A 14667-nucleotide genomic window follows, 5' to 3' on the forward strand; every position below is an offset into this window, starting at 1 on the left:
AGGGGGAGCGGCCCTCCACCCGGTACGCCCGCCCGGTCGTGCGGGTGCGCGTGGGCGCGGGCGCGGGCGCTAGCCGCGCTGGATGCCGGTGGTGTCGGTGAGGAGGCCGCGGCGGCCGTCCTGGGTCTGGGCGATCAGCGCGCCGCCGCGCTCACCGACGGCCAGGTACCAGATGCCCGGGTTGAGTTCGCCGACCGGCGCGCCCACCGGGTCGTCCTCGGGGGCGAGTCGGCGCTGGGCCGGGACGGCGAACCAGAACGGAGCGAAGGCCGGCTGCCCGGCCGGCGGCTGCTCGGCCGGCTGGGACGCGGAGGGCTGGGGCGCTGAGGGCTGCGGCGCGGAGGGCTGCGGGACCGAGGCCCGCCCGCCGGCCTGCGCGCCGTCCGGGCCGCCGGCCCCGGCCGGCTGCGGCCCGCCGGCCCCGGCCGGCTGCGGGGCGCTGCCCGCGGGCTGCCCGAAGCCCGGTCCGGCCGGGGCCGGGTAGCCGCCGGAGGCCGAGGCGCCGGCCGGCTGCGCCGCCGCAGGGCTGGCCCAGCCCGCCGGGGTGGGGTCGCCCTGGGCGTAGCTCTGCTGCGGCTGGTAGCCGTAGCCGCCGGGGGCGCCCGGTGCGCCCGGGGCCATGCCCGCCGGGCCCCCGGCGGCGACCGGCTTGGGAGCCGGCATCAGCGGGGCCTCCAGGGCGGAGACCCGCGGAGCGGCGACCGCCGCCGCGGTCAGCACGACCGCGAAGAGGAACTCCAGGTACGCGCCGATGCCGTGGCTGAATCCGCTCACCCCCTCGCCCATGCTGCCGAAGAGCGACCACAGCGCGGCCCAGGCGGCGGTCGCGCTCAGCGCGGTTCCCCACTGGCTCACGCCGAGCCCGGCGATCCGCAGCTCCTTCGGCAGGAAGCGCGCGGCGACCAGCAGCGCGGCGCCGATCAACCCGGCCAGCACGACGGACGGCAGCAGCGGGAAGAACTCCGCGGCCCAGGAGTTCTTGGAGCAGGTCGCTCCGGCCGGGCAGTGGTCCACCGTCCAGAAGGGCAGGAACGAGGAGATGAGCAGCAGCAGCCCGGCGAGGGCGGCCAGCGCGTCCCCCCTCGTGACGGATCGCATATTCACCGTAGGACCTTTCGATCGTGGTCTCGTGGTCGTGGAGCTGTGAGCTGGGGTTGCGTCGACGGGCGCGGCGTCGGGGCTCCTGGGCGGGGTCCAGCGTAGGGGGCGGGGGTGCGGGCGAGCACCCCGCTCCCGGTCATCCCCGAACCCTCCCATATCGGTTGACACGCCCGGGCGCGGCTCGGCAGTTGCCGATCGCACGAGGCCGGTCGCGCACGAGGCCGGCCGCACGAGGCCGGGGGCACGAGGCCGGTCGCACGGGCCCGGGTGCCCCGGCCGGCGGGGGACCGAGCCGGCGGCCCGTTCAGCCGGACGGGTGCTCGAGGAACGCGGTCAGGCCGTCGGCCAGGCCCTGCGCGGCCTTCTGGCGCCAGCTCGCGCTGGTCATCCGGGCGGCGTCGCCGGAGTTCCGCATGTTGCCGCACTCGATGAACACCTTCGGCACCTTGGAGAGGTTGAGCCCGCCGAGGTCGCTGCGGGTGTCCATGCCGAGGCCGCCGGCCAGGTAGTCGGCGTAGTGCTGGCCGGTCACCGACCGGAAGGCGGAGCGGATGTCCAGCCCCAGGGTGTGGGAGGGCTTGGTGATCGCGCTGGTGTCGGCGGCGCCGGCGACCACCCGGGCGGGCATGATCACGTGGAAGCCGCTGCCGGAGGCCGGGCCGCCGTCGCCGTGGATCGAGATCGCCGCGTCCGCGTGCGCCCGGTTGCCGATCGCGGCGCGCTGGTCGACGCACGGGCCCCAGGGGGTGGCGCCGTCCTGGGTGAGGACGACCTTCGCCCCCTCGGCCTGGAGGAGGGTGCGCAGCCGCCGGGAGACGTCCAGGGTGAACCGCGACTCGGTGTATCCGGCGTTGCTCTCCGTACCGGTGGTGTCGCAGGCCTTGCGGCTGTTGCCGACGTTCACCAACCGGTTGATCTCGGTGGCGTGTTCGGCGTTGTTCGGGTTGTGCCCGGGATCGATCACCACGGTCTTGCCGGCCAGCGGCCGGGCCGCCGAGGCGGAGGCGGAGGAGGACCGCGAGCCGTGCGGCGAGGCGTGCGGCGAGGACCCGGCGGACGGCGGGCCGTTGCGCGCCGGGGAGCCGGAGGCGAGTGCGGAGGCCGCGTCGCCGCCGCCCGCCGAATCCTTTCCGCCGTGGTGGATCGCGCCCCACGCGCCCCAGCCGAACCAGCCGGCGCAGCCGAGGACGGCCACCGCGACCGCGCTGAGCACCACCGCGCGTCCGCGTCTACGCCGGGGCGGCGGCGGTTCGTCGGATCCCGGATAGCCGGGCGGGCCGGAGAAGAAGCCGTACTCGTCGCTCAAACCGTGTCAAATCCCTTGCTGCGCATTCGACCAGATCGAGCAGCACTGTATCGACTCCGATCGGATCAGATCGCGTCCCACGTCCGGGAGGGGAGACCGTATTGTGCGGCGATCTGGTTCCAGCTCAGTACGAACCGCCGCTTGGCCGCCGTCGCGTTGTCGCTGTCCTGGTTGGCCGTGCGGAAGTCGCCGGTCTGCGGGGTGTCGTTCGGGGAGCAGGTGGTCGCCGCGGACCGGGCCCAGGCCTGGAACGCCTGGTCGGCGCCGGCCGACTGCTGCCAGGCGGACTGCAGGTCGGCGATCGAGGCCCGGCCGCCGGGCAGCGCGCTCACGTCCAGCGCCTCCAGCCGGCCGATGAGCCGGCGCCGGCCCTGGTACGCCGTGCCCAGCGCCTCGGCGGCCGAGCGCACCGAGTCGGGGGAGACGCACTGCTGCACCGCGGCCACCGCGTCCACCACCTGCTGGCGGTCGCTCATCGACTGGTCGATCAGCGCGTTGACGGCCTGGGCCGCGGCGGCGGCCCCCGGTCCCGGGGAGGCCGGGGCGGAGGTCGTGCCGGAGGCGGAAGGCCGGGCGGGGGAGGGGGAGCCGGAGGCCGCCGGCGGGGCCGAGGCCGGGGCGCCCGATGCGGAGGCGGCCGGCGCGTTGCCGGGGACGGTGGCGTCCGCCCTGCTCTTCGCGCCCCCACCGGACAGGCCGGCGTAGGCCCAGGCCCCGCCGCCGCCGAGGAGCACCACCAGCAGCGCCACCAGGGCGATCAGCCTGCCCCGGCCGGGACGCGGTCCGCCGCCGCCCTCGGAGGGCTCGGAGGGGGCGTAGGGCTGGTGCACCTGGTGGCCGATGTAGGCGGGATCGGCGTAGCCGAGGGTGCCGGGAGGGGGCGGCGGGCTCTGCGGGCTCTGTGGAGGCGTGTGGGGCGCGTGGCCCGGCGGGGGCGCCGGGGGCGCGTAGCCCGGGGGCGGCGGGGTCGCCGGGCGCTGCGGGTAGCGGTAGCCGGCGCCGTTCGTGCCGCCTGAGCCGGGGGCGCCGGGCGAGCCGGCCGCGCCGGGGCGATGGCCTCCCTCGGGCCCGGCTTCGGGGCCGGGGGCGTACGGCCGGGTCAGCGGCGGGTCGACCTCCTCGCCGATCACCTCTTCGCCGGCTCGGGCGGCGGGCAGGGGGCGCGTGGCGTCATCGGTGGCGCCCCGGCTGGAGGGCGCGCCCCCACTGGAGGGTGCGCCTCGGCCGGTGGGCGTGCCCCCTCCGGAGGGCGCCCCCGCGCCGGAGCCCCGAGCGCCGCCCGACGGCGCGTCGGCCTCCGCCCCGCGCCGTACCCAGCCGCCCGCCCCTCCGCGGGCGGAGGGGTCCCAGACCGCCGCCGGTCCGCTCTCCCGCCGCTCGCCGCCAAGGCCGTCAACCCCGTCGCCGCTGCCCATCGCTTCCGCCCCGATCCGGGCCGTTGAGTACCCGTGCCGTCACTCGCAGTCCGGGGCCACCGTACCGGCCGCGGGGGTTCCGCGGGCCCGCCGTCGGCTACTGGGCCTCACGGCCTGCCGCCGAGCGGGTGCGCGTGCGCGTGCGCGGAGCTCAGCAGCCGGTCTTCCGCCCGGGCGGCTGATCCCGCGTCAGCACCCGCAGCGAGCCCGTCACCGAGACCTCGCGGAAGCCGTCCGCCAGCGCCCGCCGGTAGATCCGGTACGGGGCCTGGCCGCCGTCCTCCGGGTCCGCGAAGACATCGTGGATGACCAGCGTCCCGTCCGCGGCCAGGTGCGGGACCCAGCCGTCGTAGTCGTTGCCGGCATGCTCGTCGGTGTGCCCGCCGTCGACGAAGACCAGGCCGAGCGGGCGCCCCCACACCGCCGCCACCTGCGGCGAGCGGCCGACCACGGCGACGACGTGCTCCTCCAGCCCGGCCCTGTGGAGGGTGCGGCGGAAGCGGGGGAGGGTGTCCATCAGGCCGACCTCGGGGTCGATCAGCGTCGGGTCGTGGTACTCCCAGCCGGGCTGCTGCTCCTCCGAGCCGCGGTGGTGGTCGACCGTCACCGCCACCGCGCCGGTCAGCCGGGCGGCCTCGGCGAGGAGGATGGTGGAGCGGCCGCAGTAGGTGCCGACCTCCAGCAGCGGCAGCCCGCCGGTCCGCCGGGCGGCGTCCAGTGCGGCGGCGTAGAGGGCGAGGCCCTCGTCGACCGGCATGAAGCCGTCGGCCTCCTCGAACGACCTCCGCGCCTCGGCGCGCAGCGGCGTCGTCGTAGCCGTCGCCGTAGCCGCCCCCATCGCCTCCGCCGGCTCCGCGCCGCCCGCTGCGCCTGCCGTCCCTGCCGTACCCGCTGTGCCCGCCACCTGGGACTCCTTTCGACCCCGGAACCATACTCGGGAGTAGGTGCGGTTCGGCGTCCACCGCCCGAGTTTCTCTGACGGTGTGTCAGATTCCTTGCCGCACGGGGTTCTCATCGACATCCCCATCGGCTATACAGGATCGCGTCGGCTAGAACCTGTTCTAGCCGACTGGCGCGGTCCCGGCCGGGCGGAGGTGCGGCCGTCCGGCCGGGACCGCGCAAGCCGCACAGCCACCCGGAACCGACTACGGGAGCCGCAGCATGCCGATCGACGCAGCCGCCGCCCTCGCGGCCCCGCCGCGCAGCACCGAGATCGCCTGGGAGCGGAAGGACGTCCTCCTCTATCACCTCGGCGTGGGCGCCGGCGCCGGGCTGCCGCCCACCGACCGCGACGAGCTCCGCTACACCTACGAGAAGAACCTCCAGGTGCTGCCCAGCTTCGCCACGGTGGCCGGCGGCGGGCTGGCCAAGGCCGGCGGCTTCCAGCAGCCGGGCATCGACGTGGAGCTCGCCAAGGTGCTCCACGGCGGCCAGCGGATCGCCCTCCACCGGCCGCTGCCGCCGGCCGGCCGGGCGGTGCTGGAGAACAGCGTCGCCGCCGTCCACGACAAGGGCAAGGCCGCCGTCATCGTGATACGCGGTCAGGCCTCGGACGGCGACGGGCCGCTGTGGACCAGCGACACCGAGATCTTCGTCCGGGACGCCGGCGGCTTCGGCGGCGAGCGCGGCTCCACCGCCCGTTTCCCGGCCCCCGACCGCGACCCGGACTGGACCGTGGACCGCCCCACCCGCCCCGACCAGGCACTCCTCTACCGGCTCTCCGGCGACTGGAACCCCCTGCACGCCGACCCCGACTTCGCCAAGCTGGCCGGCTTCGACCAGCCGATCCTCCACGGCCTCTGCTCGTACGGGATCACCCTCAAGGCCCTCGTCGACACCCTGCTGGACGGGGACGCCACCCGGGTCGAGGAGTACTCCACCCGGTTCGCCGGGGTGTTCTTCCCCGGGGAGACCATGCGGGTGCGGATCTGGGAGGACGTCACCGCTGCCACCGCCGACGGGCGCAGGCGCCTGGTCGTCAACGCCGTCTCCGCCGAGCGGAACGCCCCGGTGCTCACCGACACCGTCCTGACCTACCGCTGACCTACCACCGACCTACCACCGACCGGCCCACCCACCCCCCACCTGATCGGCCGTCAACCTTCCCTGGAGGAAACGCAGATGAGCGGCGGTACTGCCGAAGGCACCTCGCTGTCCGGGCTGACCGCGGTGGTCACCGGCGCCGGCCGCGGCCTCGGCCGCGCGGAGGCGCTGGAACTCGCCCGGCTGGGCGCCAACGTGGTGGTGAACGACTTCGGGTCCACCGCCCGCGACGGCACGGCCGCCGGCGGCCCCGGCCCCGCGGAGGAGACCGCGGCGGCGATCCGCGCGGCCGGCGGCAGCGCCGTCGCCCACGCCGGCGACGTCGCCGACAGCGCCTCCGCCGGGGAGCTGGTGACGCTGGCCGTGGAGACCTACGGCCAGTTGGACATCCTGGTCAACAACGCCGGGATCCTCCGCGACCGGATGATCTTCTCGATGAGCGACGAGGAGTGGGACTCCGTCCTCCGGGTCCATCTCCGCGGCCACTTCGCCACCAGCCGGGCGGCGGCGATCCACTGGCGGGAGCGGTCCAAGGCGGCCGGCGGGCCGATCCACGCCCGGATCGTCAACACCTCGTCCGAGTCCTTCATCGGCGGCTCGCCCGGGCAGCCCAACTACGCGGCGGCCAAGGGCGGCATCGTCGCCCTGACCACCAGTTGCGCGGCCGCGCTGGCCAAGTACGGGGTGCGGGCGAACGCCATCGCCCCGCGGGCGCGGACCCGGATGACCGATGACATCTTCGGCGAGCGCCCGTCCGAGAACGCCGGGATGGACCCGCTGGCGCCGGAGCATGTGGCCCCGCTGGTGGGCTACCTGGCCTCGCCGGCCTCGGACGGTGTGAACGGCCAACTGCTGGTCGTCCACGGCGGGATGGTGGCCGTGATCGGCGCCCCGCAGGTGGTGGCCAAGTTCGACTCGGCCAAGGAGGCCTTCACCCCGTCCGAGCTGGACGAGACCCTCTCCCCGTGGTTCGCGGACCATCCGGCCGGCTACGCGAACACCGGGATCCTCGCGCTCAGGCGCGGCGAGGCCGGCTGAACGTTACTGCCGGGGCCCGGAGTCGCGGACGGTCTGCGCGCGGCGGTGGCGCCCGTGGCCGGCCGGCTCGCGGCGGCCCACCAGGTCGTCGGAGGCGGCGTGGCCGCGGTGGCGTCCCTCTGCGGCCGCGTCCGGGTCCGCCGCCGCGTCAGCCGGCGGCGCGCTCCGGTGCTCGGTGGTCTCGGTCTGGGCGTCAGAGGACATGTGGATGGCGTCTCCAGCGGTCGGGGCGGAGGTAGGGGCGGGGGCCGATTCGGCCAGACGGGTGGAGTCTAGCCAGGCGATGACCATGGGTGCGCAGGCGGTGTCGGCGTGTCAGCTCCATCAGGAGGCCGGTCAGCAGCGCCAGCGGGGCGACCGCGGCGGCGACCGGAACGGTCCGCGGCCCGGCCCCCGGCGGCCGTCGCAGCTGGTTCCGCCGCGGCCCCGGCGCCCCCTCGGCGGCCCTCCCGGCATCCCTCCCCGAGTCCCGCGCCTCGTACTCGTCCAGCCGCCGCATCAGGCGGTCCTTCCACACCGCGGCTCGCACCGCCAGGGTGAGGAGGGTCAGCAGGGGGATCACCAGCGCGGCCCACTGCGCGAGAACCGGCAGTGCCCCGCTGGCCAGTGCGTCCGGAAGATCGGTTGAATCCGTGATTCTCATGGCATCGCCGCAGGCCAGACGGTTGAGTAGAGCTGACGTCCAATCAAAATAGAGGCGTGCCCAGGTGGTGTCCACAGCCCCGGTCGACTTTCTTTACAGTTGATCTCGCCCGCTCATACACTCGCCGTGATGGCTCGGTACGCCGTCCGTCAGCCGGGGAGAGCAGGGGTGAGGCTGCCATGGTGCCCAGTCGCCCGCAGACCCGTCTCGGAGCACTGATCGACAAGTGGCGGGCCGCCCGCGGGCTCACCATGACGGACCTCGCCAAGCGCTCGGGGCTCAGCGAGGCGGGGCTCTACAACCTCAAGTCGGGCAAGACCAATCCGCAGCGCCGCTCCCTGCAGCGGCTCGCCGCCGCGCTGGACGTCCCGCTGATCGACCTGTGGGAGGCGGCGCAGGAGGACACCCGTCCGCAGGACGACTCCGGGGAGCTCTTCGCCGGGCCGGACGGGGGCGTCTGGCTGCTGTGGGCCCGGGGCATCATTCTTGCCACTCGTCATATGACCGAGGGTGACAGAGAGCAATTGCGACAGACGCTCGCCGATTTCGTTGAGATCCAGGCGCGTCGGGCACAGACTGTCATGGACGACGGAGAAACCGACAACGCACGCGAGTCCGGGGGGAGTTGAGACTCCCGGCGCCCGTCGGCCTTCGTCACTCTCGGTGGACCGGCGTCGAGGAGATGATCAACGGTGCGGGTCGAGGCGCTCCCGGCGGTCATGCATGGCGTGGTGCTGTACGACGTCCCGGCGGACACCCTCTTCATCGACCCGGAGTTGGGCCTGGACGGAACGGTGGAGCTGGTCATGGCTCTGCTGGACCGGGCCGGCTACCCGCTCCGGGAGGAGGAGGTCCGCGGCGGGGTGGCCGAGTTCCTCGGGCTCCTCGGGTGTCCGGAGCGAGTCCTCCAGCCAGTTCTGACCGAGGGTGACCGCGGTCGGAAGCGGTCATCCGACGACGGTAAGTGAGCGGCCGTCAGCAGGATCCCGTACTGGTGCCCGGCGGATCGCCTCTCCGCCCGTCCCGGTGACTACCCTCAGCGACCGAATCGCCTTTCTCGGTCAACCCGTCCACTTCGGCCACTGGCCGAAAACCGACGCCCGGGGGCTACCCGGCCGGACGGCCGTCCCGCAGGAAGCCCGCCAGCAGCTCGTGGAGCATCGGCGAGCCGGGCTCGGCCAGCAGGTCGTGGCCCGCCCCCGCCGCCTCGACATAGCGGAAGTCGGTGCCCTCCATCCGCCCGATCCGCAGCAGCTCCTGACGGAGCGTCCGGGACTGGCCGACCGGGACCACCTCGTCCTGGTCCCCGTGCACCAGCAGCAGAGGGGCCACCAGGCGGTGGCACCAGCGCAGCACGTCACGCGGGCCGCGGGCGTCCCGCAGCTCCTCGGCCCCGCCCAGCCGCCGGGTCAGCGCCTGGACCGCCGGCGAGGCCTCGGCCAGCAGACGGGCCCCGGAGAGGAACGGCGCCACCACCGCGCACCGCACCACCTGGTCGGCGGCCGTCGCCGCGGCCAGCAGCGCGAGGAAGGCACCGTAGCTGACCCCGAAGAGGGCCGGCGGTTCCAGGCCGAGCGCGGCGCGTTGGGTCGCCACCCCGTCCAGCAGCACCAGCACGTCCTCCAGGTCGGGCCCGCCCCAGGAGTTCTGCAGCGCGGCGGCGAAGGACTCGCCGTAGCCGATCGAGCCCCGCTGGTTGGGGGCCACCACGGCCAGCCCCTCGGCGGCCATCCGCTGCAGGGCCGGGTCGAACTCCAGCCGCCAGGCGTCCGCCGGGCCGCCGTGGAGGGCGAGCACCAGGTGCTCGGCGGTCAGCCAGGCGTCCCCGCCGTACACGACGGCCTCCAGGGCGCCCGCGGCACCGGCGAGTTGGACGGTGTGGGCGCTGTGCCAGTGGCCGCCGTCCGGGGCCGGGGCGCTGCCGTCCAGCCGCCAGCCCGGTTGCCGGGCCACCCAGCGCGCGGCCGTCACCAGCCGCCGCCGGGGCGCCCGGGCGCCGGGCCGCCGGGAGCGGCGGGGGCGGCGGGGGCGGGAGCGGCGCCGGTGGTGTCGGTCCCGACCGGTGGGGGCGGCAGGGGCGGCATCGGCGGCATCGGCGGTACGGGCGGAACGGCCGACGGCCCGCCCGGTGTGAGCGCCCCGGGGCCCGCGTTGTCGGGCGCCAGGCCGGGCGGCTGACCGGGTGCCTGACCGGCCCCCGGGCCGGACAGCGCCGCGAGTCGCTGCCCCGGCAGCTCGCCGACCGAGGTGGTCGTCGGCAGCCGGGGTGCGGCATGCGGGGCGGTCGGGCGGCCAGGTGTGTCCGGGCTCAGCGGGGCGAGCCGCAGCGGCAGCGGCGCCGGCACCGAGACCGGCGGCAACTCCGCGGCCCCGCGCAGCAGATCGGCCTGCACCGTCGCCACCGCGGCCGGGTGCTCCGGAGCCGAGTACGGCATCCGCAGCCCCGAGGCCGACCAGTGGCCGACCCCGCCGAGCCGCCCGGGCGGCACCGGCACCGCCTGCAGCCTGCCCGTCGACGGCTGCCACAGCGCGAGCCGGGAGCCGGTGCCCCGATCGATCTGCACGGCCACCCGCGGCTCGGCCGAGCCGCGGCCCGGGCCCGCGCCCCCTCCCTCGGCGGAGGGATCGGCGCCGGTCCCGGGCGGTTCGACCGCGACCGGGTGGAGCACCGCGCCCGGCTGGTTCAGGCACTCGGGGAACCGCACCGGCACGTTCTCGCCGAGGATTCCCCAGCCCAGCCGGTCCGTTCCGGGCGCGTCACTGCGCAGCACGATCAGACCGGTGGCCGGATCGGCCAGCGCCAGCCGGTCGTTGCTCTCCGGGGTGATCTCCAGCAGCGGGGAGACCGTGCCCTCGGCCAGGTCCACCACCACCGACTTGACCCGGTCCTCCAGCACCCGGTCCAGCGCCAGCATCCGCCCGCCGGTGTCCAGCCACAGTCCGCCGCCGTACAACCCCGGTATCTCGGCGACGCGTTGCGGTCCACGAGGGCCGGCCGGGAGACCGGCGACCGGCCCGGCGAGGCCGCTGGGCCCGCCGAGGCCGCCGGGCCCGCTGCCGGGCCCGGTTCCGTCGTCGGCGAAGATCAGCCAGGCGGTGGTGACCGGTCCCTGCCGGTCCGTCGTGGCGGTCGCCAGGGCGACCGCCACCGGCCCCGGCCCGGCCGCCGCGGGCAGCGGCAGCAGCCGCAGTCCCGGGGCGTACAGCTCGGCCACCGGCTGCTCGACGGCCACCGAGCCGCCCTCGCCGGCGCCGTCGCCGTCCGTCCGGGAGAGGACCACCACCTCGTGCCGGTCCTCCTGATGGCGGCAGACCAGCACCCGGCCGTCGGGCAGCGCGAGCAGCTGGGAACGCAGACTCTCCCAGCGCCCGTCCGGCAGGGCCAGGGTGTGCGGCTCGGGCACCCCGGTGCCGAGCCGCCAGACCTCGGGATGCCAGCCGCCGTCCGGGGCGCTGGCCAGACAGGCCGCGTACGAGCCGTCGTCGGCGAAGGTGAAGCCGACCCGGCGGAGGGCGCGGGTGGTCCGCGCGGGGAGGGTATGGGGGAGGGCGGTCATCGGAGTCGCACCGTCGCAGGGTCGTGGGGGCCGTCGGTCGGGGGCCGCGTGCCCGCCGCCCGGGGCGCGGGCAGCGCGGCCGAGGCGGAGGCGGGCGGCGGAGCGGGATCGGAGGGCTCGATCCGTTCGATGGGTTCGGTTTCCGTTCGGGTCCGTGCGGGCGGCCGCTGCCGCTCTGTAGGCCGCACCGACACCGCCGCGGTGGCCCCACCGGCCCCACCGGCTGCGGCGCAGCCTGCGGCACCGCCTGCCGCGCCGACCGCGGAAGCGGCCCTGGCACCGGCCACGGAACCGACTCCGGAACCGACTCCGGAACCGATTCCGGCGACACAGGGCCCGGCAGTGTCGTACGAGTCAGGCGGCGGCTCGGGGTCGACCCACAGCCGGCGGCCGCCGTAGCGCAGCCGCAGGAACCAGCCGAGCACCCCGGCGCTGCCGGTGCCGTAGCCGGTGCCGCAGGCCAGGCCGGTCTCGTCGGGCAGGACCAGCCGGCCCGAGCGGAGGGCGCAGCGCGCGCCCGCCAGCGCGGCCAACTCCCAGGCGCCGTCCAGGAAACGGCGCCGACGCGGGTCCTCCTCCGCGGGCACCGAGCCCGCCGGCGCCGAGCCCGTCGGCCCGCCGTCCGCCGCACGGGCCAGGTCGAGGAGGAACTCGCCGTTCCCGGCCAGCCCGTGGCAGATCGCCACGGTGCTGTGCCAGCGGGAGCGGAGCACCGCCTCGCCCGCCGCGAAGGCGAGCTCCCGGACGGCCTCCTCGCCGGTGGCCCGCCACAGCCGCACCAGGAAGGTGCCGATCTCGGCGGAGCCGCCGCACCAGTGCGCCAGCCGGAGCCTCGGCGACTCGCCGGGGCCGGCCGGCCACCAGGCCGCGCCGTCCTCCAGCCGGGCCGTACCGGCCAGGGTCTGGCCGACCCGCACCGCGGCGTCCAGATAGGCCTGCTCGCCGGTCGCCTCGGCGGCCGCGAGGAGGAAGGCGCCGATCCCGGCGGCGCCGTGGGCGTAGCCGAGCCGGGTGGCCCCGGCCAGCTCGGAGTCGAATCCGCGCGGCACCCGCCACAGCAGCCCGTACGGGCTCTGCCGGGCGGTGTCCAGCAGCCCGTCCGCGCAGTCCCTGATCCGCCGCAGCCGCTCGTCCTCGCCGTACAGCACCGAAGGGGGAGTGCGGAGTTGGAGCATTCCGGCGCCGGCGGCGCCGTGGCAGACGTCCGCGTTCGGCCAGCGCAGCGGCACCGAGGCGGCCAGCGCGCCGGCCCGGGCGGCCAGCCGCCCGTCGCCGAGCAGATCGGCCGCGTCCAGCAGCGCCCAGGCCGTACCGGACCGGCCGACATGCAGTCCGGGCAGCACGACCGGCTCCCGCTCCACCCGGCGGAGCAGCCAGTCCGCCGCCACCCGGGCCGAGTCGCGGGCGAGATCCCTCACCCCGTCCGGGAGCCGGGGCTCCCGCGCGGCCCGGACCAGGACCGCGAGGACGCCGGCGGCGCCCTCCCGCATGTTGCACGGGTCGGTCCTGGTCAGCGGCCCGGCCGAGACCGTCGCCGGCGGCCAGAGGCAGTCCGGCCGCTCGGGCGACATCCGGGCGGCCAGATCGCCGATCCCGTCCCGGATCATCCGCTCCACCTCGGCGCGGACGGTGACGGCGGAGGCCGCCGCGGCGGCCGAGGCGGCGGGGACCGGCTGGCCCCGGTGCAGCGGCTGGGCCAGCGCGACCACCGGACCGGTGGAGGCCGCCGAGGCGACGTCGAGGACCCGCTCGGGGGCCCGCGGGCGCGGCGCCCGGGAGAGGACGTCCCGCACCCGCGCCGGCGAGGGGCGGTCGGCGGGCTCCTGCGCGCGCAGCGCGTTGATCACCGGCGCCAGTATCCGCGCGCTCTCGCCGTCCCGGGCGGCCAGCGCCAGCCAGCGGGCCAGCCGCTGCTCGGCCGGCCGGCAGCCGGCCGGGAAGTCGTCCGGGAGTATCGGCTCATGCCCGGTGGCCAGCAGGAAGAGGAGGCCGCCCAGGGCGAAGAGGTCCGCGGCCGGATCGGCCGGCACGCAGCCGGAGGGCACCTCGCCGCTGGGCACGGCGTACAGCCGGCGCTCTGCCGCTCCTGGTGCCGCCCCCGCTCCTGGTGCCGCGCCCGCCCCCGGGCCGCCCGGCAGGACCGTCAGCCGCCGCCTGCGGCCCGTTCCCGCCGTGGCCTCCGGCGGCTGGTACCCCGGCGTCCCGCCGCAGGGCGCCACCGCGCCCGCCGGGGCGGCGAGTTCGAGCTCGACCAGGTGGAGCGAGCCGTCCGGCCCGACCTGCACCGCGCTCGGCGAGAGGTCGCGGATCACCATCCCCGCCGCGTGCACCCGCTCCACCAGGTCGACCAGGCCCAGCGCCAGCGGCCCCGCCTGCGGCCAGGGGACGTCCGGCGCGCCGTCCCTGGTGAGCCGGGCCGACACCCAGGCGTTCAGCGGCTGGCCGGGCAAGCGCTCGGTCACCAGCAGGGCCTGCCCGCGCTCCTCGACCAGGTCGATCACCCGCGGCACCAGTCCGGTGGCCGCGAGCTGCCGCATGGCCGCCGCCTCCGCGCGCAGCGCGGACACCGCGTCCCGCCCGGAGGCGTCCACCTCGACCAGCGCCCGGGCCTGTTTGACCAGCACCTCGGCGCCGGTGCTGACGTCCTGCGCGGAGTAGACGCCGCCGTCCGCGCCCTGCCGCAGCGCGCCGGTCAGCGCGTAGTCCCGGCCGAGTAAGGCCATCGCGGAGGCCGAGTGGAGCCCGGCCCAGCCGGACGCCGCCCAGCCCCGCGCCCCGCGCGCCCCGGCGGGGCTCCAGCGCGGCCCGTCCTCCGCGGCGCCGGCGGTCCCCGGCGCGGGGGCGACCGGCGGGTCGGAGGCCCACGGCGGGCGGAGGGTCAGGCTCCGTTCCTCTTCCCACTGCTCGCCCTTCGGCCCGGTGAGCAGCGCGCGGTAGCGGCCGTCGTTCCCCAGCACCGGCTGTTCGGTGAAGGCCCCGTACCGGTAGTGGACGGGGCTGCCGGGCCGGAACGGCCGGTCGGAGAGGACGGCCGGGCCGGCCAGCCCGGCCGTGGCGTCGTGCAGCCGGAGCACCAGCCGGGCGAAATGATGGTCGTCGTCCGGATAGAGGGTGATGAACTTTCCGGACGAACTACGGTCCGCGCCCCGGGAGTTGATGGTGTGCAGCTGTTCCAGCCCGGGAGCGAAGCGGAACGCGCAGGGGTCGACCGCGGCCACCGAGGCGACCGCGTCCAGCACCGCCCGGGCGTTCTCCGTGGAGGCGCTGACGTGAATCTTCCAGCCGTGCGCCCGCGACCGGTGGCCGGGCGGCCGGGCCGTGCACCAGAAGGCGTCCGCGTGGAAGCTCCAGCTCCACGGGTCGGTGCCCGCCGTGCGCGCGGCCACGGCCGCCCTTGCGACCTCCACCAGTCCCTGCCGGTCCCGGCCGGGAACGCGGCCCTCGCCGCGGCCCTCGGCCGGGACCGGCGCCCCACCCCCCGGGACGTCTGCGGACGGTCCGGGCGGACCCCCCGGTACAGGCCGTGCAGGCCCTTCGAACTCCGTGCCTGCGCCCGTACCCATT

13 protein-coding genes are annotated in these 14667 nt (G+C 76.5%); 4 read left to right on the plus strand and 9 right to left on the minus strand.

Annotated elements, in window-relative coordinates:
* Positions 1–69: 69 nt before the first annotated feature.
* The 4 genes from BS73_RS27310 to BS73_RS27325 all read right to left on the minus strand — a co-directional run bounded on the left by BS73_RS27310 (position 70) and on the right by BS73_RS27325 (position 4660).
* Positions 70–1098 (minus strand): DUF5336 domain-containing protein, encoded by a 1029-nt coding sequence (locus BS73_RS27310; RefSeq protein ID WP_051940813.1) that lies wholly within the window; start codon positions 1096–1098, stop codon positions 70–72.
* 307 nt (positions 1099–1405) lie between these two features.
* Entirely contained in the window at positions 1406–2407 is a 1002-nt protein-coding gene (locus tag BS73_RS27315) for an N-acetylmuramoyl-L-alanine amidase (RefSeq protein ID WP_051940816.1), read from the minus strand.
* A 65-nt stretch (positions 2408–2472) separates the two neighbouring features.
* A complete protein-coding gene (locus tag BS73_RS38400; protein ID WP_051940820.1) occupies positions 2473–3537 on the minus strand; it encodes a hypothetical protein in 1065 nt (354 codons plus the stop codon).
* A 436-nt stretch (positions 3538–3973) separates the two neighbouring features.
* On the minus strand, positions 3974–4660 hold the full coding sequence (locus BS73_RS27325) for a class I SAM-dependent methyltransferase (RefSeq protein ID WP_051940823.1): 687 nt from the start codon (positions 4658–4660) through the stop codon (positions 3974–3976).
* A gap of 323 nt (positions 4661–4983) precedes the next feature.
* Between BS73_RS27325 and BS73_RS27330 the strand changes: the two genes are divergently transcribed.
* Both BS73_RS27330 and BS73_RS27335 read left to right on the plus strand, forming a co-directional pair.
* On the plus strand, positions 4984–5865 hold the full coding sequence (locus tag BS73_RS27330) for a MaoC/PaaZ C-terminal domain-containing protein (protein WP_037576914.1): 882 nt from the start codon (positions 4984–4986) through the stop codon (positions 5863–5865).
* Between the two features lie 78 nt (positions 5866–5943).
* Complete coding sequence (locus tag BS73_RS27335) at positions 5944–6903, plus strand: 3-oxoacyl-ACP reductase (protein WP_037576917.1); 960 nt, start codon at positions 5944–5946, stop codon at positions 6901–6903.
* Positions 6904–6906: 3 nt separating this feature from the next.
* Here BS73_RS27335 and BS73_RS27340 read toward each other — a convergent pair whose 3' ends face one another.
* Both BS73_RS27340 and BS73_RS27345 read right to left on the minus strand, forming a co-directional pair.
* Complete coding sequence (locus tag BS73_RS27340; protein WP_037576920.1) at positions 6907–7107, minus strand: hypothetical protein; 201 nt, start codon at positions 7105–7107, stop codon at positions 6907–6909.
* On the minus strand, positions 7097–7546 hold the full coding sequence (locus BS73_RS27345; RefSeq protein ID WP_037576922.1) for a hypothetical protein: 450 nt from the start codon (positions 7544–7546) through the stop codon (positions 7097–7099). Before BS73_RS27345 ends, BS73_RS27340 begins: the two co-directional genes overlap by 11 nt.
* A gap of 179 nt (positions 7547–7725) precedes the next feature.
* On the opposite strand from BS73_RS27345, the gene BS73_RS35155 reads away from it, so the two are divergent.
* Positions 7726–8175: a helix-turn-helix domain-containing protein gene (locus BS73_RS35155; RefSeq protein WP_051940826.1), complete on the plus strand. Its 450-nt coding sequence runs from the start codon at positions 7726–7728 to the stop codon at positions 8173–8175.
* Positions 8176–8238: 63 nt separating this feature from the next.
* Positions 8239–8514, plus strand: a complete 276-nt coding sequence (locus BS73_RS27355; protein ID WP_037576924.1) for a hypothetical protein — start codon at positions 8239–8241, stop codon at positions 8512–8514.
* A gap of 139 nt (positions 8515–8653) precedes the next feature.
* Here BS73_RS27355 and BS73_RS38405 read toward each other — a convergent pair whose 3' ends face one another.
* From BS73_RS38405 to BS73_RS27370, 3 genes are read right to left on the minus strand one after another with little or no spacing between them, the layout of a single operon-like run.
* Positions 8654–9517: an alpha/beta hydrolase family protein gene (locus BS73_RS38405; RefSeq protein WP_051940829.1), complete on the minus strand. Its 864-nt coding sequence runs from the start codon at positions 9515–9517 to the stop codon at positions 8654–8656.
* Positions 9514–11103, minus strand: coding sequence for a hypothetical protein (locus BS73_RS38410; protein ID WP_051940835.1), 1590 nt, complete (start codon positions 11101–11103; stop codon positions 9514–9516). Before BS73_RS38410 ends, BS73_RS38405 begins: the two co-directional genes overlap by 4 nt.
* Entirely contained in the window at positions 11100–14510 is a 3411-nt protein-coding gene (locus BS73_RS27370) for a class III lanthionine synthetase LanKC N-terminal domain-containing protein (RefSeq protein WP_152617746.1), read from the minus strand. Before BS73_RS27370 ends, BS73_RS38410 begins: the two co-directional genes overlap by 4 nt.
* Positions 14511–14667 lie beyond the last annotated feature (157 nt).

Source organism: Phaeacidiphilus oryzae TH49, from assembly GCF_000744815.1.
In the GTDB taxonomy this organism is placed as follows: domain Bacteria; phylum Actinomycetota; class Actinomycetes; order Streptomycetales; family Streptomycetaceae; genus Phaeacidiphilus; species Phaeacidiphilus oryzae.